General features: G+C 67.5%; 17 protein-coding genes and 1 pseudogene. 7 read left to right on the top strand and 11 right to left on the bottom strand.

The window, feature by feature from the left end; genetic code table 11:
- Nucleotides 1–26: 26 nt before the first annotated feature.
- Nucleotides 27–1,697: a TonB-dependent receptor domain-containing protein gene (locus tag ACG0Z6_RS06450; RefSeq protein WP_394459658.1), complete on the bottom strand. Its 1,671-nt coding sequence runs from the start codon at nucleotides 1,695–1,697 to the stop codon at nucleotides 27–29.
- A pseudogene (locus ACG0Z6_RS06445) lies at nucleotides 1,693–1,803 on the bottom strand (TOBE domain-containing protein); the annotation flags it as partial. The gene ACG0Z6_RS06450 and the pseudogene ACG0Z6_RS06445, both read right to left, overlap by 5 nt.
- A gap of 124 nt (nucleotides 1,804–1,927) precedes the next feature.
- On the opposite strand from ACG0Z6_RS06445, the gene ACG0Z6_RS06440 reads away from it, so the two are divergent.
- A complete protein-coding gene (locus ACG0Z6_RS06440) occupies nucleotides 1,928–2,494 on the top strand; it encodes an MOSC domain-containing protein (RefSeq protein WP_394459656.1) in 567 nt (188 codons plus the stop codon).
- A 22-nt stretch (nucleotides 2,495–2,516) separates the two neighbouring features.
- Entirely contained in the window at nucleotides 2,517–3,356 is an 840-nt protein-coding gene (yghU, locus tag ACG0Z6_RS06435; RefSeq protein ID WP_394459654.1) for a glutathione-dependent disulfide-bond oxidoreductase, read from the top strand.
- Nucleotides 3,357–3,412: 56 nt separating this feature from the next.
- On the opposite strand, the gene ACG0Z6_RS06430 is transcribed toward yghU, so the two are convergent.
- The 6 genes from ACG0Z6_RS06430 to ACG0Z6_RS06405 form a co-directional block, all read right to left on the bottom strand.
- The gene (locus tag ACG0Z6_RS06430; RefSeq protein WP_394459652.1) at nucleotides 3,413–5,197 is read right to left on the bottom strand and encodes a glycosyl hydrolase family 18 protein; all 1,785 of its coding nucleotides are present in this window, start codon (nucleotides 5,195–5,197) and stop codon (nucleotides 3,413–3,415) included.
- Between the two features lie 81 nt (nucleotides 5,198–5,278).
- The gene (locus tag ACG0Z6_RS06425) at nucleotides 5,279–7,933 is read right to left on the bottom strand and encodes a chitinase C-terminal domain-containing protein (RefSeq protein WP_394459650.1); all 2,655 of its coding nucleotides are present in this window, start codon (nucleotides 7,931–7,933) and stop codon (nucleotides 5,279–5,281) included.
- Between the two features lie 137 nt (nucleotides 7,934–8,070).
- Nucleotides 8,071–9,792, bottom strand: coding sequence for a glycoside hydrolase family 19 protein (locus ACG0Z6_RS06420; protein WP_394459648.1), 1,722 nt, complete (start codon nucleotides 9,790–9,792; stop codon nucleotides 8,071–8,073).
- Between the two features lie 223 nt (nucleotides 9,793–10,015).
- Complete coding sequence (locus ACG0Z6_RS06415) at nucleotides 10,016–12,463, bottom strand: FtsX-like permease family protein (RefSeq protein ID WP_394459646.1); 2,448 nt, start codon at nucleotides 12,461–12,463, stop codon at nucleotides 10,016–10,018.
- A gap of 12 nt (nucleotides 12,464–12,475) precedes the next feature.
- On the bottom strand, nucleotides 12,476–13,153 hold the full coding sequence (locus ACG0Z6_RS06410; protein ID WP_394459644.1) for an ABC transporter ATP-binding protein: 678 nt from the start codon (nucleotides 13,151–13,153) through the stop codon (nucleotides 12,476–12,478).
- Between the two features lie 25 nt (nucleotides 13,154–13,178).
- Nucleotides 13,179–14,486, bottom strand: a complete 1,308-nt coding sequence (locus ACG0Z6_RS06405) for an efflux RND transporter periplasmic adaptor subunit (protein WP_394459642.1) — start codon at nucleotides 14,484–14,486, stop codon at nucleotides 13,179–13,181.
- A gap of 162 nt (nucleotides 14,487–14,648) precedes the next feature.
- Here ACG0Z6_RS06405 and ACG0Z6_RS06400 point away from each other — a divergent pair, with 162 nt between their 5' ends.
- From ACG0Z6_RS06400 to ACG0Z6_RS06385, 4 genes are all read left to right on the top strand, one after another.
- Nucleotides 14,649–16,001: a sigma-54-dependent transcriptional regulator gene (locus ACG0Z6_RS06400; protein ID WP_394459640.1), complete on the top strand. Its 1,353-nt coding sequence runs from the start codon at nucleotides 14,649–14,651 to the stop codon at nucleotides 15,999–16,001.
- Nucleotides 15,991–17,271: a sensor histidine kinase gene (locus ACG0Z6_RS06395; RefSeq protein WP_394459638.1), complete on the top strand. Its 1,281-nt coding sequence runs from the start codon at nucleotides 15,991–15,993 to the stop codon at nucleotides 17,269–17,271. The genes ACG0Z6_RS06400 and ACG0Z6_RS06395 overlap by 11 nt, the downstream gene beginning before the upstream one ends.
- A 70-nt stretch (nucleotides 17,272–17,341) precedes the next feature.
- Nucleotides 17,342–18,502 (top strand): tRNA guanosine(34) transglycosylase Tgt, encoded by a 1,161-nt coding sequence (gene tgt, locus ACG0Z6_RS06390; protein ID WP_394459636.1) that lies wholly within the window; start codon nucleotides 17,342–17,344, stop codon nucleotides 18,500–18,502.
- A gap of 106 nt (nucleotides 18,503–18,608) precedes the next feature.
- Nucleotides 18,609–19,421, top strand: coding sequence for a class I SAM-dependent methyltransferase (locus tag ACG0Z6_RS06385; RefSeq protein WP_394459634.1), 813 nt, complete (start codon nucleotides 18,609–18,611; stop codon nucleotides 19,419–19,421).
- Nucleotides 19,422–19,434: 13 nt separating this feature from the next.
- Here ACG0Z6_RS06385 and ACG0Z6_RS06380 read toward each other — a convergent pair whose 3' ends face one another.
- Nucleotides 19,435–20,013, bottom strand: a complete 579-nt coding sequence (locus tag ACG0Z6_RS06380) for a DUF4337 family protein (protein ID WP_394459632.1) — start codon at nucleotides 20,011–20,013, stop codon at nucleotides 19,435–19,437.
- A gap of 197 nt (nucleotides 20,014–20,210) precedes the next feature.
- On the opposite strand from ACG0Z6_RS06380, the gene ACG0Z6_RS06375 reads away from it, so the two are divergent.
- Entirely contained in the window at nucleotides 20,211–22,340 is a 2,130-nt protein-coding gene (locus ACG0Z6_RS06375; protein WP_394459630.1) for a phosphocholine-specific phospholipase C, read from the top strand.
- Nucleotides 22,341–22,356: 16 nt separating this feature from the next.
- Here the strand turns inward: ACG0Z6_RS06375 and ACG0Z6_RS06370 are convergent, their stop codons facing one another.
- Both ACG0Z6_RS06370 and ACG0Z6_RS06365 read right to left on the bottom strand, forming a co-directional pair.
- A complete protein-coding gene (locus ACG0Z6_RS06370; RefSeq protein WP_394459628.1) occupies nucleotides 22,357–24,621 on the bottom strand; it encodes a PAS domain-containing sensor histidine kinase in 2,265 nt (754 codons plus the stop codon).
- 6 nt (nucleotides 24,622–24,627) lie between these two features.
- Complete coding sequence (locus ACG0Z6_RS06365; RefSeq protein ID WP_394459626.1) at nucleotides 24,628–25,488, bottom strand: phosphate/phosphite/phosphonate ABC transporter substrate-binding protein; 861 nt, start codon at nucleotides 25,486–25,488, stop codon at nucleotides 24,628–24,630.
- Nucleotides 25,489–25,499: the final 11 nt, after the last annotated feature.

The raw sequence follows: 25,499 nt of genomic DNA, 5'->3' as shown, positions 1-25,499 counted from the left end.
CAGCGGGCTTTTGCTTGGGTCCAGGCTCAGAGCTTGCCCGAGAACACCAGGCTGAAGGTGCGCGGCAGCGCGGGCGCGTAGCTGTTCCAGGTCTGGGCTTGCGGCGTCTTGTCGTTGAAGAGGTTTTTCACCACCACGCTGACATCAAAGCCCTTGTCCAGCTTGCCCAGACCCACGGCGTAGTCCACCAGCCAGGACTTGGGCACCACCGAGTAGGACGACAGCGAGTTGTCCGAGTAGTAGCTGCTGCTGAAGGCCACATTGGCACTGGTGTGGAACTCTTTGTCACCCCACACCGGGCGGCGGTAGTCCGCCCCGATGTTGAAGCTCAGCTTGGGCGCACCGGCCAGGGGGCGACCGCTGTAGTCGGCATAAGGGGCCGCACCGGCCCAGCCGTTTTCTGCGGCCTGTGCGGCGTTGGGGAAGTTGCGGTACTTGGCCAGGTTGTAGGCCCCGGCAAAGCGCAGCACGGTGTTGCTGATGCCGCTGTAGACGCCGTCGATCTCCAGCCCGCTGACGCGCACCTTGGGCACATTGCCGGTGACGCTGGTGTAGCTGATCTGGCCGTTGTTGTTGAGCTGGGTGGTGTAGTCGTCCACCACGCGCACCGCCTGCTGGTAGTTGCGGATGTTGGCGAGGAAGACATCGGCATTGAGCACCAAGCTGCGCTTGAGCAGCGCGGTCTTGTAGCCCAGCTCAAAGCTGTCGGTCTTCTCCGGTGCGACCTTGTAGGACAGGCCGTTGACGAACTGCGCAATGCCCGCCTTCTCGCCATGCTGCCAGGACACATAGCCGGTGGCGTCGGGCGAGAACTTGTAGCTGGGGCTCAGCACCAAGGCAGGTTGGGTGGCCACATAGGGCTCGGCCTCGCGGCGGTCGAACAGCACCCCAATCTGCGCCGCACGAATGGCTTTGGCGTAGGCCACTTGCTGCTTTTGCTTGTCGCTCAAGCTGGCGTAGGCCTCGCCCGGCGTGACCGTGGCGGTCTTGCCAAAGTACTTGGCCGCCACCTGGTCGGCCAGCTGCAGCTGCGTGGCGTTGTTGCCCACGCCCAGCAGGCCCTTGGCGTCGCTGGCAAAGCCACCCAGAGCCACGCCGTTGACAGCCACGCCATTGAGCTCGGGCGCGCTGCCGGTGTTGCGGATGAAGGACTGCGCGGTGTTGCGGCGGTTCTCGCGCGTCACGCGCAGGCCCGTGGTCACGCTCAGCTCGGGACTGAAGTGCCAGTTGGCCTGACCGAAGGCCGCCACGCTGGTGTTGCGGATGTCCTGGCGCCCGGCGGGCGAGCTGTAGGCCACGTCCAGATTGGCCAGCGAGTTCTGCAGCAGCTGGCGGCCCGCCGTGTCGGCGTCCAGACTCTTGTACTGCGCCTCGTTGGCAAACCAGGCCCCGGCGTCATTGCCCCAGACCTTTTGGTACTGCGCGTCGTTGTTGACCTTGATGGCGTAGAGCCCGGCCTGGTAGTCCAGCAAGCCGCCCAGCGGCGAGGTGATGCGCAGCTCCTGGCTGAGCTGGCGGTAGTCGTTCAAAAAGCCGCCCGAGTTGCGACCGATGTCAAAGGGCGTGCCTTCGTCGTTGACGGCGTTGAAGTGGTAGTCCTTGTAGGCGCTGATGGCGGTGAGCTGGTGGCCGCTGTCAAAGCGCTGGATGAACTCTGCCGTGGCGCCGTGGCTGCCCGTCACCAGGGGCCAGGACATGACCCCCAGCGGTTTGCACGTCCACCTCAGACACCACCGGGCCTTCGATGATTTCTTTGACCGTGCCGCGGAATTGGTTGCGCACATTGATGGCAGCGATGCTCATGGTTTTGCCTCAGTGATATGGGAATTGCTGAAGCTTAGGAGTTCGGCCTGCGCGCGTGAAAGAAGAGTTTTGCAAGATGGGCTGCAGTCTTTGCATATGCGCCCGCCTTGCTATCCTGCCGCGCATGAAGATTCTGAGCGTGAACACCGGGGCCGTGGCTGAGCTGGACGTGGGGGCGCGGCGCCTGCCCTCGGCCATACGCAAAACCGCGCGTGAGGGCGCCGTGGCCGTGGGGCCGCTGGGGCTGGAGGGCGACGCGCAGGCCGACTTGCGTGTGCACGGCGGCCAGCACAAAGCCGTGTACGCCTACCCCAGCGAGCACTATGCGTTTTGGAACACCGTGCGCGCGCAGGCCCGTGTGGCCGCCTGGGGCGAGGCCCTGCCCTTTGGCGCCATGGGCGAGAACCTGACGCTGCAAGGCCTGCTGGAGCAGGAGCTGTGGGTGGGCGATGTGCTGCGCGCAGGCGAGGTGGAGCTGGCCGTGAGCGAGCCGCGCTTGCCCTGCAGCAAATTCAATGCCGTGATGGGCTTTGCCCAGGCCGCCCAGCTGATGTGGGACAGCGCCTGGTGCGGCGTCTACCTGGCCGTGCACCGGTCTGGCCACTTGCAAGCCGGACAGACCCTGGAGCTGCGGCCAGGGCCGCGCGAGGTGAATGTGCGGGAACTCTTCACCAGCAAGCGCAAACGCTGAAGGCAGTGGCAAGATGGTGCCCATGAGCACCACCCCCTACACCCCACCGAGCGTCTGGACCTGGTCTCAAGCCAGCGGCGGCGCCTTTGCCAACATCAACCGCCCCGTGGCCGGGCCCACGCACGACAAAGCGCTGCCCGTGGGCGAGCACCCGCTGCAGCTGTACTCGCTGGGCACGCCCAACGGCGCCAAAGTCACCATCCTGCTCGAAGAGCTGCTGGAGGCCGGGCACACGGGCGCGGAGTACGACGCTTGGCTGATCACCATCCAGGAAGGCGATCAGTTCGGCAGCGGCTTTGTGGACATCAACCCCAACAGCAAGATTCCCGCGCTGGTGGACCGCAGCGGGCCCACGCCGTTGCGGGTGTTTGAGTCGGGCGCCATCCTGCTGCACCTGGCCGAGAAGTTCGGCGCCTTTTTGCCGCAGGGCCCGCAGCGCGCCGAGGCGCTGTCATGGCTGTTTTGGAGCATTGGCGCGGCGCCGTTTTTGGGCGGCGGCTTTGGGCACTTCTATGTGTACGCGCCCGAGAAAATCGAATACGCCATCAACCGCTACGCCATGGAGGCCAAGCGCCAGCTCAGCGTGCTGGAGCAGCGCCTCTGCACCCAGCCCTATGTGGGCGGCCAGAGCTACAGCATCGTGGACATGGCCATCTTCCCCTGGTGGGGCGCGCTGGTGCTGGGCGAGATTTACGGCACGGCGGCCGAATTCCTCAGCGCCCATGAGTACCCGCAGGTGCTGCGCTGGGCGCGCGAAATTGCCGCCCGCAGCGCCGTGCAACGCGGGCGACGCGTGAACCGGACTTGGGGCGACAAGCCCCTGCCCGAGCGCCACGCCGCCAGCGACTTCAACGCTGGCTGAGCCGCTGCGCTGAAGTGCGGCACCGGGCGCCAGGCCCGATGCCGCCGTCGGCCTGCTTACTTCAGGCCGTTGCCCATGGCCTTGATCAGGCTGCCCTGGGCGTCGTCACCGCTGAACTCCCAGAAGAAGGCGCCGCCCAGGCCCTTGGCCTTGGCATAGCCCATCTTCTCGGTGATCTGCACCGGCGTGTCAAAGCTCCAGAAGGTGCTGCCGTTGAAGATCCACTGCGCGCGGCTTTGCGGGTCCACAAAGCTGGGCCAGCCCAGGGTCTTGAGCACCTTGTAGTCCTCAATGCCCTTTTCGTAGGTGGCCGGTGCGGCCACGCCGCTTTGGTAGAGGCCCTGGTTGATGTTGGGCACATTGGTCCAGCCCCGCCCGTAAAAGCCAATGCCCAGATTGAGCTTTTTGGCCGGCACGCCCTTGTTCAGAAAGGCCTGCAGCGCGGCGTCGGTGTGGTAGAGCTTGACGTCGCCCGTGGAGGGGTCGGCCGTGGAGCCGTACAGCGGAGCATGGAAGTTGGTGGTGGGCTCCCAGGCGCCGTGGAAGTCGTAGGTCATGACGTTGATGAAGTCCAGATAGGGGTGGAACTTGTCGGGGTCAATCGCACGGATCTTGTCCACGCCAGCCGGGGCGGCAATGCTCAGGAGCAGGCCGGGGCGCACGGCGTCGAGCTGGCGGCGGAACTCGGCCAGCAAGCCGTTGAAGTTCTCGCGGTCTTCGGCCTTGCCGCAAGCCAGGCCGCAGGCGTTGGGGTACTCCCAGTCGATGTCGATGCCGTCGAACACGCCCGCCAGCGCGCCGGGGCCGCCAGCGTCTTCCACGCGCGGCAGGTCGCCCTTGATGTAGGCATCGATGCAGCTCTTCACAAAGGCCTGTCGGTTCTCGGGGCGCGACGCTTCAGAGAAGCCGCGCGAGTAGGTCCAGCCCCCCAGCGAGATCAGCACCTTGAGCTTGGGGTATTTGGCCTTGAGCTTCTTGAGCTGGTTCCAGTTGCCGCGCAGCGGCTGGTCCCAGCGGTCGCCCACACCGTCCACGCTCTGCGCGGCGCTGAAGCTCTTGGTGTAGTCGGCAAAGGCATCGCCGCCCACGCCGGTGTTTTCGTTCACAGCCTGGGTGATGCCGACTTCGCAGCGGTTGTTGCGCACATTGCCGAAGGCGTAGTTGATGTGCGTGAGGTGCTGGGCCGAGCCGCTGGTGTCGATGTTCTTCACCAGGTAGTTGCGACCGTAAATGCCCCACTGCGCAAAGTAGCCCAGCACGATGGGCGCCGCGACGTTGCCGCCGCCGCCACCACCGCTGGCCAGGGTTTTGACCTTCAGCGCGGGGCTGGCTGTGGAGGTGTTGCCCGCGCGGTCTTTGGCGCGCACGCTGTAGCTGTAGACGGTGTCGGCTTGCAAGCCGGTGTCGACCACGCTGGTTTGTGTGGGGCTGGCCACCACGGCGCCGTTGCGCAGCAGCTCATAGCCGGCCACGCCGCTGCCGCTGTCGCTGGCGGCGTTCCAGCTCAAGGTGAGGCGGTCGGTGCCAATTTGCCCGGCTGCCAGACCATTGGGAATGGTGGGTGGCGTGGTGTCGGTGGGCGGCGGGGGCGGTGGGGGGGGGTTAACGTTGTCGCAAGCGCCCAGGCTCTTCCACACATCCCAAGCCCCTGCGTTGGTGGCGGGGCTTTGGTTTTGCGTCCACCACTTGGCTTGGTAGGCCTGGTTGTTGAGCTGCACCACGGCACCACCGGTGTAGGCGGTGGCCGCAGCCCAGGGGCTGACCCCCGTGCAGTTGTAGGCCTGGGCTTGGGCGCACGCCAGCAGCGTGCCCAGCGCCAGCAGATGCGGGCGAAGTTTCATGGCAATTCCTTGGGTTCGAGTCAGAAGGAAATGCACCCCTTGCGCCGAGCAGCTCAGCACGCGAGGGGCGCAGGTGGGAAATCAGCGCTTGGGGGCTTTCACCGGCTGCAGCGGGGTGGCGCGCTGGCCACCGGCCACCGCACCGGCCGCTGCACGACGGCGTTCTTGCACCAAGGCGTAGCTCTTGCCGCCAAAGCTCACCACCCAGTTGCTGGGCGTGGGCATGGGCAGGTAGTAGTTGAGCTTGATGCTCACACTGGCGCCGGGGGCCAGGCTCTGCCAGCCGGGCAGCTTGAAGCTGGCGCGGTGGAAGTCGTTGGTGAGCCCGCCGATGTTGTGACCCGCGGCATTGGCGCCGCTTTGCACCACCTTGAGCCCGAAGCCGCTTTGGTCGGTGAGCGAGGCCGGGATGGCGGTGGGCACATCAAAGCTGAACTCCGTGCCGCCGGGCAGGGTTTGGCCGCTCTTGTTGGTCAGCGTGAGCGTGGGGTTGAGCGGGTAGTTGGCGTCTCCCAAGGCAAAGCCGCCGATGCTGAACTGCACGTCCAGCTGTTCCGCCGGCATGGCAGCCGTGGTGAGCTGGGCGCCGTAGGGCTTGGCGGTTTTGAACTTGTTGTAGAGCAGCTGGGTGAGCGTGCTGCCCATGCCGTACTCGCCGCGGGCGGCGTTGTAGGCGTAGTCGCCCGCCAGCTCCCAGAACATCACGCCGCCGATGCCGCGGTCGGCCACGTACTGGGCTTTCACGCCCAGGGACTGTTCGTCCTCGATGGACAGAAAGACCTTCTTCTGGGCGTTCCACAACCAGGGTGCGACCAAGGTGGCGTCGTAGAAGCGCTGGTAGCTGCCCGTGAGTTGGTCGCTGGGGTCGGTGGCCGGGTTCAGGCCATAAGCGGCCAGGTAGCTGCCGGCCTTGCCTTGGGCCAGGTTCATGGTGTGCCACAGCGGGTTGGAGCCTGCCGGGATTTCGCGGCCGTTGACGTCCAAGTCGTGCCAGAGGTTGTCGATGCCCACGGCACCGGCACCGCACTTTTGCACCGTGCCACCGCCCGTGCCGGGTGGGCATTTGGCTTGGTCGGCCTGCGCGGCCTGGCCCCACAGGCCGTTGCTGCCGCCCGTCACCCCCTGCCAGCCGCGTGTGTAGTAGGGCACGCCAATGTTGATGCGCCCCGCAGGCATGGCGCCGCGGAAGTAGTGGTAGGCCCAATCGGTGTTGAGGTAGCCAATGCGCCCGTACTGGCTGGCGGTGTAGTAGCTCCAGGCGGTGAGCTCGTTGTCCTTGCCGTCGTCAAAGAGCGCGGCGTTGGGGCCCACGAACTGGTTCCAGGCGCCGTGCAAGTCGTAGCTCATGATGTTGACGTAGTCCAGGTACTGGGTGACCTGGTAGGTCTCCATGCCGCGCAGCAAATAGGCCGAGGACGGCGCAGCCACGGTGAGCAGGTAGTGGCGCTGGTCGGCCTGCCCGGCGGCATCCAGCCGCGCGCGCAGGGTTTGCATGAGCACCACGTAGTTCTTCATCAGGCTGGCGCGGCGCGCGTTGCTGATGGCGAAGTCGTCGGGGTTGCCCGCGTCTTTCATGCTGGTGGCGTACTCGTAGTCGATGTCCACGCCATCAAAACCGTACTGGCGCAAAAAGCTCACGGCCGAGTCGGCAAAGGCGTTGATGCCGGCGGTGTTGGTGCTGCCGTCGGCGTTGGTGGTCATGGTGTAGAAGCCACCGCTGGCCACGCGCTTGCCGCTGTCGTCAAAGTAGCCGCCCGTCTCGGCCCAGCCGCCCACGGAGATCAGGGTCTTGACCTTGGGGTATTGCTTTTTGAACTTGCTCAGCAGGTTGAAGTGGCCTTTGTAGCTGTAGGCCGGGTCCATCTCGGCACCCGCCACGCCAGGCCAGGTCAGGCCGGTGGCGGCGTTGCCGGGGTCTGCGGCATTGCCGATGGACAGGCGGTTTTGCGCGTCCACATGCGCAAAGGCGTAGTTGATGTGGGTCAGCTGCGCCCAGGGGATGTCTTTGGCCAGGTAAGCGGGCTGGCCGTTCTTGCCGGTGCGCCAGCTGGTGAAGTAGCCAATGATGCGGCGCGGCTTGTCCGCCCCCATGACCTCGCGGCCCTGGTCGTCGTAGACCTTGCAATAGGCCGGTGCAGTGCCGGGCGTGGTGTAGAGCCCCTCGGGGCGGCAGCGCTCGTCGCCCTGCGCCACCTGGGCCTGCACCGTCACGCGCACGGCCGCGCTGGTGGTGCTGGCGCCTTTGTCATCGGTGGCACGGGCGGTGATGTCGGCCACGCCTGCGCGGGCCGTCCAGGCCAGGCTGAACGGGGCTTTGCTGAGCTCACCCACCAAAGCGCCGTTGACATAGAAGCCCACCTTGGCCACGCTGCCATCAGCATCGCTGGCGTTGGCGCTCAGGGTCAGCGTGCTGCCCTCCAGCACCGTGGCGCCGTTGCTGGGCGCGCTCAGCGCCACGCTGGGTGCCTGGTTGCTGGCGCCACCGCCGCCCCCACCGCCGCCGCCGCCATCGCAAGCGCCCAGCGGCTTCCACACATCCCAGGCGCCCGCGTTGGTGGCGGGGCTTTGGTTTTGCGTCCACCACTTGGCCTGGTAGGCCTGGTTGTTGAGTTGCACCACGGTGCCACCGGCGTAGGCGGCAGTGGCGTTCCAAGGGGCCACACCTGTGCAGTTGTAGGCCCAGGCGCCGCCGGCCTGAGTGGCCAGCAGCAAGGCGGTGAGGAGGGGAGTTCGCATGCAATGGCTCCTAGCGAATCGACAAAGAACGGCTGCGCCCCGCATGGGGTGCAGTTCGGCAGCGCCCAGGGTGGGCGTCAGAGGAATCGGTGGATGGGGCACCCCCGCGCCTTGGGTCAGGCGCGGGAGGGGGCTGCTCAGGGCTTGACGATGACGTCGAAGTACTTGCTCACGCAGCGCTGGTAGTCCGCGGGTTTGAGCGCCGAGAAGGCCGTTTGATAGCCCACCAGCTTGCAGGCGTAGGACTTGCCTTCGGGCATATTGGGGTAGTAAGCCCAGTCCTGATCCCAGTAGATGTTGAGCGCGCCCGCGCCGCCCACCGTGAAGGCTTTTTGCGTGGCACAGCCCAGCTCTTCGTTGGCGCCAATGGGCACGCCCAGCGCCGCCGCGTGCTGGCGGTAGTAGGCGATGCGGTTCACGGACTGGGGCTTCTCAGCGCCCTGCCCGCACTCAATGCCGCCGTTGATGACATTGGTGGTGGCGCCAAAGCCGGGCTTGATGCCCGCAGCCGCGTCCGTGGCGTTGGGCTGCCAGGTGCCGTCCACCACGTGCAACATGCTGGGTTTGGGCGAAGCCGGGTAGACAAAGAAGAACAGCGCCGAGGCCAGGTTGAGCCAGGTGTCGGCCACTTGCTCGGGCTGCTTCAACAGCACGTTGACATCGCCAAACATGGCCTCAGAGAAGGGGCCGTAGTTGTAGCTGTAAGAGAGCTGCTTGGCGCCGCGCCCGAAGTACTGCTTGAAGCGGCCCTGCGCGTCTTTGCCACAGGGCCAGACTTCGCTTTGCCAGGTGCCCGGGGCGCACTCGTTGTTGTAGGGGCAGCCATAGCTGGCTTCGCTGCAACCAGCCTCGCGCACAAAGTACAGGGCCTGGCGCCACTCAGGAATGACGTTGTTGCGGTCATGCGCCCCGGTCTCCTGCGTGAAGTGGGCAAACATGGTGGCCAGGGACTTGCGGCAGATGGCCTCGGCATCGCGCCCATCGCTGTAGCTGGCGCACACCCCCGGAAACTTGGCCACGGCCTGCAACAGCCCGGTGTAGGTGTAGGAGGGGTGGCGCAGCGGGAAGAGGTAGTCCCACTGGCTTTGCGGCAAGAGGCGCTCAACACGGCGCACGTTCTCTGGGTTGCTGGCCGCGCCGGGCTGCACGGCCTGCACCACACTGTTGCTGCGCGTGGCCGCGGAAGCCTTGACCTGCGCGAACAGGGGCGTATCGGTGAGCCGCGCTTCGGTGGCGGCCAGCTCGGCCACGGTAAACAGCACTTTGCCCGTGGCTGGGTCGCGGTTGACGGCGTTGAGCGTCACGCTCTGCGCCTTGCTGGCGCTGCTGCCACGGTCGTCGGTGACGGTCAGGGTCAGCGGGTAGGTGCCCGCTTGCGCGTAGGTATGGCTGGCGCGCACGCCAGTGCTGCTGCTGCCATCGCCCCAATTCCAGCTCCAGGCCACGACACGGCCGTCGCTGTCGGTGGAGGTGCTGGCATCCACACTCAGCACCAGGCGGTCGGTGCTGCTGGTGAAGGCGGCCTGCGGCGCCTTGTTGGCTGGCGTGCCCGGTGGGGTGCCAGGCGACGGGTTGCTGGGCGGCGTGTTCTGGCAGCTGCCCAGACGCGCCCAGGCCTGGTGCGCGCCGGCATTGGCTGCGGGCGCCTGCCCCTGCGTCCACCAGTTGGCTTGGTAGGCCACGCCCTGGTCTTGGGCGCGCTGCTTGGCGGTGTAGACCGCGTTGGCAGACCACGCCGGCACGCCGGTGCAATCCACGCTCTGGGCCAACACGGGGGTGGTGGACAAAGCCGCAAGGGCGGCCAACAGCGGAGCTGGCGCAAAGCGCGGCGTGGCGCCGCGGCGGTGGAACGGGGGCATGGCGGTCTCCTTGAATCGCGGCTGCCAGATCAGCGCCGCTGTTTTATGGGCCGATCTCATCACCTGCCCCCACGCACCGCAATATGGTCGACCCTAATAGGTACTTAATTGGTATGTACCAGCTTGTGACCAGTTGTCTTGATTCACCCGCCCTGCCCAGGGGTCGAGATACAAACAGTTGCTTTCGTTTCAGCACCCCGCCAAGGACCGGGGACGTTGGCGTTCAGCCTTGCAGCAAGGCCATGGGGCGCAAACGCAGCGCCTGCAGCAGCTGTTGGACCACGGCCAAGCCCACCAGCAACAGCAAGGCCAGCAGGGCCGCCAGCGCAGGCCAGGGGCCAGGCGCAATGGCGTCGACAAAGTCGCTCAGGTACAGGCTGGCCAGCCACTGCGCCAGTGGCAGAGCCAGGAGCGCCGCCAGCAGCACCAGGACCAGGACTTCACCCAACAGCGTGGGCAGCAGCTGCCAGGGCGAGGCGCCATGGAGCTTGCGCAGCACCAGCTCCAGGCGGCGGCGCTGCACAGTGTGCTGGGCCAGCGCATACAGACCGAACGCCGCCAGCAGCGCACACAGGCCGCTCACCCCAGCCACCAGCGCGCCGATGCGCAAGTCGGTGGCGTAGCGGTGTTGGCGCACCTCATCCAGATGTTCCAGCGTCCAGGGCTCGTCGGCGAAGACGCTGGGCCAGAGTTGCGCGATGCCACTGCGCAGCGCAGCCGGGTCGCGTGTGCGCAGTGACAGCACAGGGGGCAACTGCTCGATACGCTCGTTCCCCCGCCAATGCGGAGGCATCAGCACCAGCATCTGGGGCATGACCGCCTCGCGCGTGGCCTCCTGGGTATAGGCCGCCACAACGGCCACCACGGTGTAGGTTTTGCCCATGCCACTCAGCCCCCGAGCCAGTGCCTCTTGCGGGGTGGAAAAACCCAGGGCACGCAGGGCGCGTTCGTCCAGCACCACTGGGTTTTCAGCCTGGGCCTGGGGCTGCCCGGCCAAGAGCCGCAGGCCATAGAGCGACAGCATGCCCGGCTCGCCGTACAAGAGCTTCAGCTTTGCTTTGCGCCCTTGATGGCTCACGCTCATTTGCACATCCAAGCGTCCACCCGCAGGTGCTGACAGTCCCAGGGCCAGCCCTTGCACACTGGGGAGCTGGGCGAGACGCTGCGTGAGGGTGTTGCGCTGCATATCGCTGACGCTCTCGGGCAGCCCAAGGGTGTAGATGTCCTGTGTGCGCAGGCCGATGTCGCGATCCAACCCATATTGGTTTTGCCAAGCCACCACCAGGGCCAGCGTGCCCGTGCCCAGGGCAATGGCGAACTGCAACACCGTGAGCCCACGCCGCACCTGGCGCAGCAGCGGGCTTTCGCTGGCCTGGCGGCCTTGCAAGGCCTCCGTGCTGCGCAAGGCCCAGGCCTGCCAGGCGGGCAGTGCCGTGGTCAGGCTGCTCACCAGCAAGGCCAACAGCACCGCTGCGGCCCAGCCCAAGCCTTGGCCCAGCTGCGGGGGTGCGGGCAGCTTCAATGCACCCGCCAACCAAGGGCTCAGCAGCCAAGCCAGCCCCAAGCCCAGCAACGCAGCCAGGACGTTGAGCAACAGGGCCTCGGCCGCGAACTGGGCCGTCAGCCTGGCTGGACTGGCACCCAGCGATTTGCGCACAGCCATCTCGCGCTGGCGCTGCAGCAGCCGCACGCTGTTGAGATTGAGCACATTGGCCGTGGACAGCACCAGTACCAAGGCCGCCAGCGCCGCCAGGGCGTGCAGCTGCAGCAAGGTCCGCTGGCCGGCTCCCTCAAATGGAATGCGAGCAATGGGCAGGGCCCGCACAAGGGCGCCTTTGCGCCCATCGGCCTTGGCCTCGGGGGGAAGGTCATGCTGGTAGACGGGGCTTTGTTCCAGCAGGCCCTGCGCCAGGGCGGCCAGCTGCGGCGCCTGAACGCCCGGCGCCAGCCGCGCATAAACGCGGCCCGACAACCAGGTCCAGGCACTGCGGTCCTGCTCGCCAAGCCCGGACGCCGGGCTGTCGGCGCTGATGTAAGCCTGGGCTTGCACCAGATGACCTTCGGGCAGATCCGCCACCACAGCGCCCACACTCAGCGTCACCCACTGGCGGGCATGGCGCAGTTGCACGGCCTGGCCCAGCACGTCTTCCCGTCCAAACAAGGCGCGGGCGGCCTGAGCGCTGAGCACCAGCTGCTGGGGCTGGCGCAACGCGCTGCGCGCATCGCCGTGGAGGGCTCGCAGCCCAAACATGGGCACGAGATCAGGATCGGCCAGCGCCAGCGCCAAGTCCTGCGCGCGGCCCTGCACTTGCACCCGGCGCTGGTTCACCTCAAAACGCGACAGCCCTGCCAGCGGCGCCCGCGCGGTCTTGAGCCCCTCGTAAAACGCATACGGCGTGCCCACCATCCAAGCGCCGCCATCGCCGGGGAGATTCATCTGAAAGTCCAGCAGCATCACGCGGTCGGGCTCGGGCACACCCTGGCTCACTTGGGTGCGGTCAAAGTACAGCGCGGCCACCAGCAGCACGGCCCCCAGCCCCAGCGCCTGGCCCAGCAGCAGCACCACCATATGCAGCGGCCGTGCGCGCAGCTGGCGCCAAGCCACACGCAGGTCTAGGGCGCTGGCATGCAGCGCTGCGTAGCCCAAGGAGGCCAGAGAGATTCGCGACATATCCAGCCCCCTTCACGCAGCCAGCGCATCGACCAGCACGCGGCCATCCAGCAAGCGCACGGTGCGCTGCGCTTGGGCTGCGTGCAAGGCATCGTGTGTCACCACCACCAAAGTTGTGCCTTCGTCGTTGAGCTGACGCAGCAGCTGCATCACCTCCTGACCGTTGGCGCTGTCGAGGTTGCCGGTGGGCTCGTCGGCCAACAACAGCGCGGGGTTGCCAGCCAGGGCGCGGGCCAGGGCACAGCGTTGCTGCTGCCCCCCGGAGAGCTGGGCGGGCCGGTGACGGGCACGGTGGCTCAGGCCCAGCCGGTCTAGCGCCTGAGCCACCCGCAGGCGTTGCTCGCGCCGCCCCAATCCCTGGTAGTCCAAGGCCAAGGCCACGTTTTCTTCGACGCTGAGTTCGTCGATGAGGTTGAAGCTCTGGAACACAAAACCGATGCGCTGGCGGCGCAGCGCGCTGAGCTCGCGCTCGCTCCAGCGGCTCACCTCCTGGCCGTCAAACCAGTACTGGCCTTGGCTGGGTGCGTCGAGCAAACCCAGCACCCCCAGCAGCGTGGACTTGCCACAGCCCGAGGGGCCGGTGATGGCCACATAGTCACCCGGCGCGATATCCAGATCCACCTGGTCCAGTGCCGTGGTCAGCACCGCCTCGGTGCGGTAGGTTTTGGAAATATTGCGCAGTCGAATCATGGGTAACCCCTTGTTGGCATGAGTATCAAGGCAGGCGCAGCACGGTGGCCTGTGCGGACGCGCCCAGGGAGCTGGTGATGACGCGCTCGCCCGCCTGCAAGCCCGCCAACACTTCCACCTGGCCCGCACTGCGGCGGCCCAAACGCACCGTGCGGCGCCGCGCATGGCGCCCGTCGGCATCGAGCACAAACACCGCACCCTCGGCCTCGCTGAGGTAGCGGCCATCGGGCAGCTGCAGCACTGCGGCCCCCGCCGAGTCCGCCAGCTGCAGCTGGGCATGCAGGGCCTGACCAGGCTGCAGCGCCACCGCGCCAGCGCCCGGCTCAGGCGCCAGCTCGATCTCAAATCGACCCTCGCTAACTTGAGACGTGATGCGGCTCACGCGCAGGCGCTGCTGCTGCCAAGGCCCGTCGGTGACGCGCGCCGATTGGCCCAGCTGCACGCGCGGCAGGTAGAACTCGTCCACACCGGCGCGCAGCACCAGGTCTTGAGGGTTGACGATGCGACCCAGCCGCTCGCCCACCCGCACGCTGGCCCCGACTTGCAGCTTGAAGTCGCTGAGCACACCGTCGCGTGGCGCGCGCACTTGCAGCTGCTGGGCCTGCTGGCGCAGGAACTGCAAATTGCGCTGCAACTCATGCACGGCCTGCGTCATTTGTGCGGCGCTGCGCTGGCGCGTGAGCATCTCGGCCGCACCGTCTTGGCGCAACTGCACAAGCAAGCGCTGCTGCAGCTGTGCGCGGGCTTGGGCATCAGCCAGCACGCTGGGCGAGACAAAGCCCTGCGCTGCCAGCGCTTGCTGGCGCTCCACATTGAGACTGGCTTGCGCAGCCTCGTGCTCGGCCTGTGCCAACTCGCGCCGCCATTGGCTCTGCGCCTGGGCCAGGGCTGTGTGCAACTGGGCGGCATTGGCAGTTTGCTGTGCCAGCTCGGCGCTGCGCTGCATCAGCTCTTGGTCGCGCTGCGGATTGCTCAAGCGGTAGAGCCAGTCACCGGCATGCACGCGCTGCCCCTCATGCGCCAGCACGGCCTCCACGCGGCCGGGCTCGGTGGCGTCAAGCATCAGCGCCTGCGCGGGCGTGGCCTGCGCGCGCACCAGCAGCAAGTCCTCAAACGGGGCAGCGCGCAGCACATGAATTTGCAAGCCCTCAGCCGGCACAGCCACGCCTTGCGGCCAATGCCACCACAGTGCCAGTGCGCCCAGCAGCAGCGCAGCACTGCCCAGGCCCACCCAGCGCCAACGCCGCCAGCGGCTGGGCGCAGGCAAGGCGCGGTCCATGGCCGCACCGCTGGCGGGGCGTGCGGCATCGATGGAGGAACTCTGGACAGTCATGCCCCAACGCTGAGCAAGGCCTGTGCCAGCCCCATGCTCCTGGCGCCAACCGCCCCAGCCCCAGCGGCGCCTGTGCGCAAGCGGACGCCGCGCCCACCTCCCCTGTCCGCTTCCGAACACCCGGCTGGGCTGCTGCGAAGGGGTTTGGTGTAATCGCCGCCCATGAAGGAATGTGCCGCCCCTGATTTGCCTCTGCACGTGTTGGATGACGACGCCGATGTGGGCTTGGCGCTGCGCCTGCTGCTGCGGCGGCGCTTTGGGGCAGTGCAGGTGCACCAGCGCCCGGCGAGCCTGCTGCAGGCATTGGCGCAGGGGCCCGGGGGTGGCGTGGTGCTGCTGGACATGAACCACAGCCCGGGGCGTAGCGATGGCGAGCAGGGCTTGGCACTCATCAGCACACTGCAACAGCTGACGCAGCCGCCACGCATCATTGCGCTCACGGCCTACGGCGCGATTGAGCTGGCCGTGCGCGCACTGCAGGCCGGCGCAGTCGATTTCATCACCAAGCCCTGGGACACCACGCGCTTGCTGGCGGCGGTGCAAGCAGCGCTGGCCGGCCAGGCGGCAGCGAGCTCGGGCGCGCAGGAGGTGGATGGTTTGATCGGCCAGTCCAGCGCCATGGTCGATTTGCGCCGCACCCTGGCCGCGGTGGCCCCGACCGAAGCGAATGTGCTCATCCTGGGCGAGATGGGCGTGGGCAAGGAGCTGGTGGCACAGGCCCTGCACCGGCAATCGGCACGCGCCGCGCGCGGGAGCTTTCACCCCATAGACCTGGGCAGCCTGGCCGACAGCACACTGCAGAGTGAGCTCTTCGGGCACCGACGTGGCAGCTTTACCGACGCCCGCGAGCACCGCGCCGGGCGTCTGGCCGCAGCCGGCCAGGGCACGCTGCTGCTGGACGAGATTGGCAACCTCTCGCTCAACAGCCAGGCCACGCTGCTGGCAGTGCTGGAGCGGCGCGAGTTCACGCCGCTGGGCGCGGACCAAGCCCAGCCGCTGCTGGCGCGCGTGCTCAGCGCCACCAATCTGGACGACGCCGCGCTGCACGACCCGCAGCGCTTTCGCCCGGACCTGCTGCACCGCCTCAACACCCTGGTGCTGCGCGTGCCGCCACTGCGCCAGCGCCGCGAGGACATTGCGCTCATCACCACACACTACCTGGCGCGTTACGCCGCGCAGTACGGCAAAGCCCCTCGGCCCCTGGCCCCGGACGCGCTGCAAGCCCTGCAAGCGCATGACTGGCCGGGCAATGTGCGCGCGCTGCGCCATGCCTGCGAGCGCGCCGTCATCCTGGGCCAGGGCGCGCAATGGCGGGTTCAAGACTTCCAACTCACAGCCACACCCAAAGCCTGTGAGCCCAGCCCTGCAGCGGCACCACAAACCCTGGCCGAGCAGGAGCGCGCCGCCTTGCACAGCGCTTTGGCACGCGCCCGCGGCAACCTCAGCGAAGTGGCACGGCAGCTGGGGCTGTCGCGTGCGGCGCTGTACCGGCGGCTGGACAAACATGGGCTTTGACACCCCCCTGCCGCTGCAGCGCACCTCGCTGGCGCTGGGTCTGGGCGTGCTGCTGTGCCTGGCCGGTGCCGCCGCCTGGGGCCACTGCGCCGGGGTGCCGCGCCTGCAGCTGCTGGCCCTGAGCGCAGCGCTGGCAGGCCTGGGCCTGGTGGTGTGGGCCTGGCGGCGCCTCACCCAGGGCCTGCGCCAGGAGCAGCAAACGCTGCGCGCCCAGCAAACCGAGTGGCAGCAGCGCCAGCGCGAGCTTCAGCGCCACAGCGCCCAGGCGCAGCAGGCGGCCCTGCATCTGTCTCTGGCGCCCGTGGCCCTGTGGGCTTGGCAGGATGCCAGCCTCGGACAAGCCGCCACGCTGCAGCCGCTCAGCGACATGGCGCGGCGCTGGCAGGGTGCGCTCGCCCAGGCCAGCGCCCTGCAAACCCTGCAAGAAAGCCTGGCCACCCAGCCCAGCCGCCGCCGCTTGGTGGAGCTGGATCTGGGCGCAGGCCCGCAGCGCTGCCTGCTCTCGGCCACGCCCTGGCGCTGGGAGGCCCGCGCGGGCGCGCTGCTGGCGCTGCAGCCGGTGGAGACCGAGCTGCAGACGCAGACCTACGAGGCCTGGCGGCAGCTGGTGCAGGTGCTCACCCACGAGATCATGAACTCACTCACCCCCATAGGCGCGCTCGCACGCCAGGCCGCCAGCATGCTGCTGCACAGCCCCGCAGCGCTGACCAGCGACCCCGAATTCAGCGAAGACCTGCAGCTGGCCGTTGACACCGTGGCACGCCGCGCCGAGGGCCTCTCGGACTTTGTGGCGCGCTTTCGCAGCCTCAGCGACTGGCCCGCACCGCAGCTCGCACCGCTGCGCCTGGACGAGGTGCTGCAGCGCCTGGCGCGCATGTGCGCTCCGGCCTGGGCGGCGCGCGGCGGCAGCGCCGTGTTCGAGCAAGGCTGCGGCGGCGCGCAGCTGCTGGCCGACGCCGCGCAGCTGGAGCAAGCGCTGCTCAACCTCATCCGCAACGCCGAACAAGCTACCGCAGGCCTGGCCGCCCCGCGCCTGGAAGTGCGCAGTGCCTGGGCCAGCAACGGGCGGCTGCAGCTGAGCGTGCGCGACAACGGCCCGGGCGTGCCCCCGGCCCTGCGCCCCCACATCTTCGTGCCCTTCTTCAGCGGCCAGGCGGCGGGCCGCGGCATCGGCCTGGCCGTGGTGCGCCACCTGCTGCTGGGCATGGGCGCCAGCGTGCGCCACGTCAGCCCGCCCGATGGCGGCGCCATGTTCGTGATCCAGTGGTGAGCGCCGCCGCAGTGCGGCCCACTCGGGTAAGGCTCCCGCGCGGGGGCTGGCCCTGAGACAATCCCGCCCCATGCTGAAGTTCGAACTGCTCAAGACGGAAGGCCGCGCCCGGCGCGGCCGCATGACCCTCAACCACGGCGTGGTGCAAACGCCCATCTTCATGCCCGTGGGCACCTATGGCACGGTCAAAGGCGTGATGCCGCGCTCGCTGCACGACATGGGCGCGCAAATCATCCTCGGGAACACCTTCCACCTTTGGATGCGCCCGGGGCTGGACATCATGCGCCAGTTCGGCGGGTTGCACCGCTTTGAGGGCTGGGACAAGCCCATCCTCACCGACAGCGGCGGTTTCCAGGTCTGGAGCCTCGGAGAGATGCGCAAGATCAGCGAGGAAGGCGTCAAGTTCGCCAGCCCAGTCAACGGCGACAAGCTCTTCCTCACGCCCGAAATCTCCATGCAAATCCAGACGGTGCTCAACTCCGACATCGTCATGCAGTTCGACGAGTGCACGCCCTACGAAACCAAAGGCCAGCTCACCACCGAACTCGAAGCGCGCAAGAGCATGGAGATGAGCCTGCGCTGGGCGCGCCGCTGCCTGGACGAATTCCAGCGCCTGGCCAACCCCAACGCGCTGTTTGGCATCGTGCAAGGCGGCATGTTCGAAGGCCTGCGCGACCACTCCCTGGCCGGCCTCGTGGACCTGGACCTGCCCGGCTACGCCATCGGCGGCCTCTCCGTGGGCGAACCCAAGGCCGACATGCTGCGCATCCTCGACCACACCGCGCACCGCCTGCCCGCGAACAAGCCGCGCTACCTGATGGGCGTGGGCACGCCCGAAGACCTGGTCGAAGGCGTGCGCCAAGGCATCGACATGTTCGACTGCGTCATGCCCACCCGCAACGCCCGCAACGGCCACCTCTTCACGCGCTTCGGCGACCTGCGCCTGCGCAACAGCCGCTACAAAGCCGACGAACTCCCCGTCGACCCCACCTGCAGCTGCTACACCTGCCGCGGCATCACCCACCCCGACGGCAGCGTCAGCGGCGGCTTCAGCCGCGCCTACCTGCACCACCTCGACCGCTGCGGCGAAATGCTGGGCCCCATGCTCACCAGCATTCACAACCTGCACTACTACCTCAACCTCATGCAAGAAGTCCGCGACGCCCTGGACGCAGACGACTTCGCCGGCTTCCTGCAGCGCTTTGCGGCAGATCGGGCGCGGGGGGTGTGAGGGGAGCTCCCCTCCCGGTCAGCACTCGCGCTGCGCTAGGCTAGGCGTCTCTGCACAGGCTGAGAGCCTCGACGCCAGCGCCTGGCCGCATTCTTGAAAGCCCCCGATGCCCCCACCCACTGCCGTGCCTGAGCCCTCCACCGCCCCCATCCGCTTCAATGACGGCAGTGAGTACGAGCGCTATATGGGCGCGTGGAGCACCGAGGTGGGGCGGCAGTTTCTGGATTGGCTGGCGCCAGCGGCTGGGCAGCGCTGGCTGGATGTGGGCTGCGGCAGTGGGGCGTTCACGGCCTGGGTGGCGCAGCATGCGGCACCCGCAGCGCTGCATGGCGTGGACCCTTCAGACGCGCAGCTTGTTTACGCGCGCCAGCGCACGCTGCAGCCCCCCGCGCAGTGGGCGCTGGGCGACGCGATGGCCCTGCCCTATGCGGCGGCGCAGTTTGATCAGGCGGTGATGCCGTTGGTGATCTTCTTCGTGCCCGAGCCCGCCCGCGGTGTGGCGGAGATGGTGCGCGTGCTGGCGCCGGGCGGCTGGGCCAGCGCTTACGCCTGGGACATGGCTGGCGGTGGCTTCCCCTACCACCTGGCGCAACAGCTGCTGCGTGAACTGGGCTGCCCGGTGGTGCTGCCGCCCAGCCCGGAGGCCTCAGACCTGCCCACACTGCAAGCGCTGTGGACCCAAGCCGGGCTGACGCAGGTGCAGACCACGGTGTTCACCGTGCAGCGGCGCTACGCGAGTGTGGAGGACTACTGGCAGACGCTGCTGTGCTCGCCCAGTCTCTCTGCCGAATTGAAAGCTTTGACGCCACCGCAGCTCAAAGACTTGCAGGCGCGGCTGCGCGAGCGGCTGCCCCTGCAGGCCGATGGCAGCGTGCTGTGCAGCGCGCGCGCCCATGCGGTGAAGGGCCGCAAGGGCTGAAGCGCCGTGCGGATCAGAGGTGCAGCGCGGCGGCAGCACCCAGCGCCAGCCCAAGACCGGCCACGCCGAACACGCCCCATTTGAGCCAGTCGCGTTTGGTGAGCAGGGCGATGGCGGCCAGGGCGATGGCGATTTGCAGCGCCGTGGTGGCCTGCGCCCAGCGGTGGTGTTGGTGCATTTGGGCGTCGGACTTTTCGTTCCAGTCTTTGACCTCTTGCTCCAGCGCTTCGGCCTTGGCTTTGATGGGCTCTTTCTCGGCCTTGTAGCGCTCAGCGCTTTGCACGAAGCGGGCGCGGCGCTCGTCGCTCACCAGCTCGGCCCCCAATTCGGCGAGGTTTTGCTTGCTGCCCTTGGCCTGGTAGTAGGCCCATTGGTTGGCGGCTTCGGTTTTGGCAATGGCGGCGTTGTTTTTGTAGAGCGCGGCGTTGGCCTGGGTGGCGCCACCTTGGTAGGCGAACAAGGCCCCGACGGTGGCCAGAATGGCCGTGGTGACGGCAATGGTACCGGCGAAGCGGTCGGACTGCCCGTGCTGGGCAGCGTGTTCAAGCTCGTGGTCGTGCGGGCCGTGGACGTGAAAACCATGCGATGACACGGGGGACCTCTCTCAATACGGGTTGCCAAACAGAGGCGGCAGTGTAGGCATGGCCGGGGTGGTCCCCACCCTGCCTCCCCCTGATTCGCATGGGCCCTGGCGCGGCATCAACCCAGTGGGCAGCTCGGGTGCGTCACAGCGCTGACATGGCTCAGGCCTAGCCTCGCGTGCAGCACTTGCCCGCCCAGGAGAGCACCATGTCCCGAGAGTCGCGTTCACGCCGTGAAGTTCTGAAAGCCCTGGCTGCCACTGGCACGCTGGCGGCCTTGCCAGACAGCATTCAAAAAGCCTTGGCCGTGCCGGCCCACCACCGCACGGGCACCATCAAGGACGTGCAGCACATCGTCGTCCTGACCCAGGAGAACCGCTCTTTCGACCACTACTTCGGCACGCTGCGGGGTGTGCGTGGGTTTGGTGATCCGCGCGTCATGCGCCTGCCCTCGGGCAAGCCGGTGTGGCAGCAGCCCAGCACGGACGGCGATGTGCTGCCCTACCGGCCGCCGGTGCCGCACCTGGGGGCGGCTTTTCTGCCAGACCCGCCGCACGGCTGGACCGATGGCCACAGGGCATGGAATCTGGGGCGCTTTGACCGCTGGATTGACAACAAAGGCATTGTGGCCATGACCCACAACCGCCGCCACGATGTGCCCTACCACTTCGCCCTGGCCGATGCCTTCACCGTGTGCGACGCCTACCACTGCTCGCTGATGGGGCCCACCGACCCCAACCGCTACCACCTCTGGACGGGCTGGGTGGGCAATGACGGCAGCGGCGGCGGGCCGGTGATCACCAATGCCGAGGCGGGCTACGGCTGGCGCACCTTCCCGGAGCGGCTGCAGGAGGCAGGCATCAGCTGGAAGGTCTATCAGGACAAGGGCGACGGGCTCTACGGCGGCGACGGCGTGTGGTGGGGTTGGACGCGCGACGCCTTCATCGGCAACTACGGCGACAACTCGCTGCTGTACTTCAAGCAATTCCAGGAGGCCGCGCCTGGCAGCGCCCTGGCCGAACGCGCCAAGTCCGGCACGGAGATCAAAAACCTCAACCGCGACCCGCTGCAGCTGCTGACGGACTTTCGCGCCGACATCGCCGCCGGGCGCCTGCCGCAGGTGAGCTGGATTGCTGCGCCCGAGGCCTATTCCGAGCACCCCAACTGGCCGTCGGACTTTGGCGCCTGGTACATCTCGCAGGTGCTCGAAGCCCTGGTGGCCCACCCCGAGGTGTGGAGCAAAACAGTGCTGCTGATCAACTACGACGAGGAAGGCGGCTTCTTCGATCACATGGTGCCGCCCACGCCACCCATGTCGCCGGAGCTGGGCGACTCCACCGTCGATGTCTCGCAAGAGATCTACCCCGGCGACACCGCGGGCCACCAGCGCGGGCCGTATGGCCTGGGCCTGCGCGTGCCGCTGCTGGTGGTCTCGCCCTGGAGCCGCGGCGGCTGGGTGAACTCCCAGCTGTTTGACCACACCTCGGTGATTCGCTTCATCGAGCAGCGTTTTGCCGACGAGCACCCGCAGCTGCGCGAAACCAATATCCGCCCCTGGCGCCGTGCCGTCACCGGCGACCTGTGCTCGGCCTTTGACTTCAAAACCCCCAACGCACACCGCCCGCACCCGCCGGAGGTGTCGCACTACATGCCGGTGGACAAAACCCTGCAGCCCCTGCTGGCGCTGTCCGTGCCCGCCGCGCAGGCCCTGCCCGCGCAGGAACTGGGCGTGCGCCCCTCACGCGCCCTGCCCTACGAGCTGCACGCCCAGGCACGGATGGACCACAGCACCGGCACGGTGACCCTGAGCTTTGCCAACACCGGCGAACAAGCGGCGGTGTTCCAGGTGCGCTCGGGCCTGGCCACCGACTTGCCGCGCTGCTACACCGTGCAAGCGGGCAAGCAGCTGCAAGGCCGCTGGACTGCCTCGGGCGACGCACGGCGGCGCTACGCGCTGGACGTGTACGGGCCCAACGGTTTTTGGCGTGCCTTTCGCGGCAGCGTGGGCCTGAACGCCGCCCATGTCGAGGTGAGCGCGCGCTATGAGCGCCAGAACCGGCAAGTGGTCTTGACGGTGCGCAACCCCATGGCGCAGCCCGTGCACCTGCGCGTGCAAGACCACTACAGCGGCCACACCCATGTGCAGCGGCTGGACCGGGGCGAGCACACCGTGCAGCACTGCAACGCCAGCCGCCAAGGAGGCTGGTACCACCTGACACTGAGCGTGCCGGGCGACCCCAATTTCCGCATGGAACTGGCTGGGCGCGTGGAAAACGGTGAGGACAGCATCAGCGACCCGGCCATCGGCCACGTGCGGGCCCAGCCACCCCAGGACTGATGCGGCTGCCGCGCGCTCAGCCCGGCAGCTGGGGCTGGGCGGGCGGTGCCAGCAGTGGCAGGGCCACGGTGACGGTGCTGCCCACGCCCAGGGTGCTGGCCAGCGAGAGTTGGCCGCCGTGCAGCTCGATGATTTCTTTGACGATGCTCATGCCCAGGCCGGTGCCGGGGATGTTGCCGGACTTGTCGGCGCGGTAGAAGCGTTCGGTCACGTGCGAGAGCTGCTCCGGGCTCATGCCTATGCCATGGTCTTGCACGGCAATGTGGGCGCGTGTGCCGCTGGCGTCGCTGTGCAGAGCCAGATGCACGCGCACCTCGCCGCCGCCGGGGGAGTATTTGTAGGCGTTGGACAGCACATTGCGCAGGGCCTGCAGCAGCTTGACGCGGTCGGCGCGCACGCACAGGCCCGCGCAGCCCGCACCCAGCAGCAGCTGCGGGCTGGGGCGGCCGTCGCCGGGGCGGAAGTCCTGCGTGAGCTCGTCCAGCAGCGGGGCGAGTTCCTGCGGCGCGAACTGGAAGTCTTTGCCACGGCGCGCTTCCATGCGCGAGAGGTCCAGCAGCTCGTTGAGGATGTGCACCATGGCCTCGCACTGGCGGTGAATGCGGGTGACCATTTCTTTCATGCGCTCGGGCGTGGGCGGGCGCATGAGCAGCAGCTCGGAAAAGCCGTAGATGCTGGTCATGGGCGTGCGCAGCTCGTGCGCCGCGGTGGTGATGAATTCGCTCTTGAGCCTATCCACCGCCACCTGGTGGCTGAGGTCGCGGATGTGCAGCACCTGGCTGATGGCACCGCCGCCGCCACGGTGCAAGGCCAGCTCCAGCACGCGGTCACGCGGCTGGGCCAGCTCGATGACTTGGCGCTGCGCCTGGGCTGCACCCAAGTCGATGCGCGGCTGCGACTCAATGCACAGCCCCTGCAGGCGCTGCGCCAGGGCCTGGCTGTTGAGGCCCATCACCTGCTGGGGCTCCAGCGCGCACAGGTTCTGCAGCGCAGGGCTGGCGTAGTGCACCACGCCCTGCCCGTCAAAGGCCACGAAAGCATCGGGGCTGAGGGCAAATATGGCTTCGAGCTGGGCAGATTGGCTGGCCAGCTGCTGCACAAGATTGCGCACCAGCAGCGAGAGCTGGTCGATGTCGGCGCGCGCGGCCAGCGGGCCGACCGGGGCCAGGGCTGGGTCGCCGCAGGCCGTGCAGTGCTGCAGCAGCAGCTGGCGCATGCTTTGCATGGCAGCAGCGCGGCTGTTGAGTTCCTCCTGCAGCTGCGCGGCCAGGCGCTGCTCCTGGCTGACGTCGCGCAGCGCGTAGACCCAACCCGCAGTGACGCCATCAGGCCCCTGGATGGGCGAGCGGCTCACCGCCACGCTGCGCGCGCCCTCTTGCAATTGGATGAGGCGCTGCGGCGTGTGCATGTCGCGCAGCTCGGGCAGCAAGTCCGCCCAGCGCTGGCCCAGCAAGGCGCTGCAGCTGCGCCCCAACCAGGCACACAGCACGGGGTTGACCAGCACCAGCTGGCCCTGGGCGTTGACGGTGGCCACGCCGTCGCCAATGGCGCTGAGCGTGACGGCAGCCTGCGCGCGCTCGGCCTGCAGCGAGGCTGCGGCTTGGTTGAGCACCACAAAGGTCTGACGGAATTCCAGCGGTGCGTCCTCGGTGTCAGCCACAGCGTCAAGCACGCGGGCGCGGTCTTGCAGGCGCTGGCCGAAATCTCGAATGCTGCCCAAATGCCCCAGCCAACGCTTGAGCGGGAACCACACCAGCACCACACCGCTGGCCAGAGCCGCCAGGGCCAAGGTCAGGGCCATGAGGGTTTGTTGCCAGATCTCGGCGGCGATTTGGTGCGTCCAAAAGCTCAGGCGCAGCACACCGTAGTCGCGCCCGCCAGCCACGATGGGCACTTGCGCGGGGCCCAAGGCGGCGTCCACACGCTGGCGCAGCCACTGCGGCGTGGCCAGCACCTCTGCATTGCCGCGGTGCACGGTGATGCGTGCGCCATGCACGTCGAGGAATTGCGCCGTGACCAGCGCCGGGTGGGTCACCACACGCTCCAGCACGCGCTTGATGGTGTCGTAGTCGCCAATCACGGCGGACTCAGTCACGCCCGGAGCGATCACGCTATTGAGGGTGTCCACCTCATCCAGCACTTCCTGCATGCTGCTGCGCGCGGTGTACCAAACAAAGCTGCCAAAGCCCAGCCCGATGAAGAGCAGCATGGCCAACGAGTGCAGTAAAAACACCCGCGAGACCAGGCTTTGCGGTAGCAAATCACCCAGGCGCAAGGACATGGTGCTTCAGCGCAGCTGGGGCGGCGCGCTTTGGTAGAAACGCCGATAGGCGGCGTACTCGCTGCCATCGGAGGGGATGAAATGCGCCTCGGCACTGAGGCCCACGGCTTTGGAGGCAGCTTCCAAAATGGCCAAGCCTTTGGGGTCTTGGTGCATGTTCACAAAAGCGCGAGCCACGGCCTTGACCTCGTTTTCGTGCACACGCGATGAAACCATGAGGGCCAAATCATGCAGCGGTTCAGAGCTCCACAGCACGCGGTAAGCCTTGCCCTCGCGCTGCGCGAAGTTCTCGGCCAGCTGCGAGTTGGCCCCCACCGCGGCCACCTTGCCGCTGAAGAGCTGGGCCAGCGCGCCATCCATATTGCCGCCAAAGACCACGCGCACATTGACCTTGCGCGCCAGCAGTTGCGCGTAGGTGAACTTGTAGGCCACCAGGGCCTCCGGGCCGGGGAAGGCCACGTCGTGGCCTTCGAGCTGAGCCAGGTCTTTCACGGGTGAATCCGCGGGCACGATGATTTGGCCGTGAATGGGCGGCGTTTTGCGCCGCCCGAACACCCGCCAGCCCAGCTTCTCGCGCTCAGGGCTGAAGAGATGGTTGCTGAAGACAAAGTCCACCTCATGCGCCAGCACATAGGCGGTGGTGTCGGCCGAGGTGCGGCCCAGACGCAGCGTCAGCTTCACGCCGCTCCTCTCGGAGACATAGCCGATGATGGGGTTCCAGTACTCGGCCATCAGGGCGATATTGGCCTGATTCACCGGGCTGAAGTAGTAGGTTTTTTCAGGGGTTTGGGCGCAAAGCCCCGTACCCGAGAGCGCCAGAGCCCCGGCCAGCAGCAGGCGGCGGCGCACCATCGATCCTTTGCACATACAACAACTCC

This window comes from Roseateles rivi (assembly GCF_043555845.1).
Classification (GTDB): Bacteria; Pseudomonadota; Gammaproteobacteria; order Burkholderiales; family Burkholderiaceae_C; genus Roseateles; species Roseateles rivi.
This window is presented reverse-complemented; position numbering and strand designations above follow the sequence as displayed.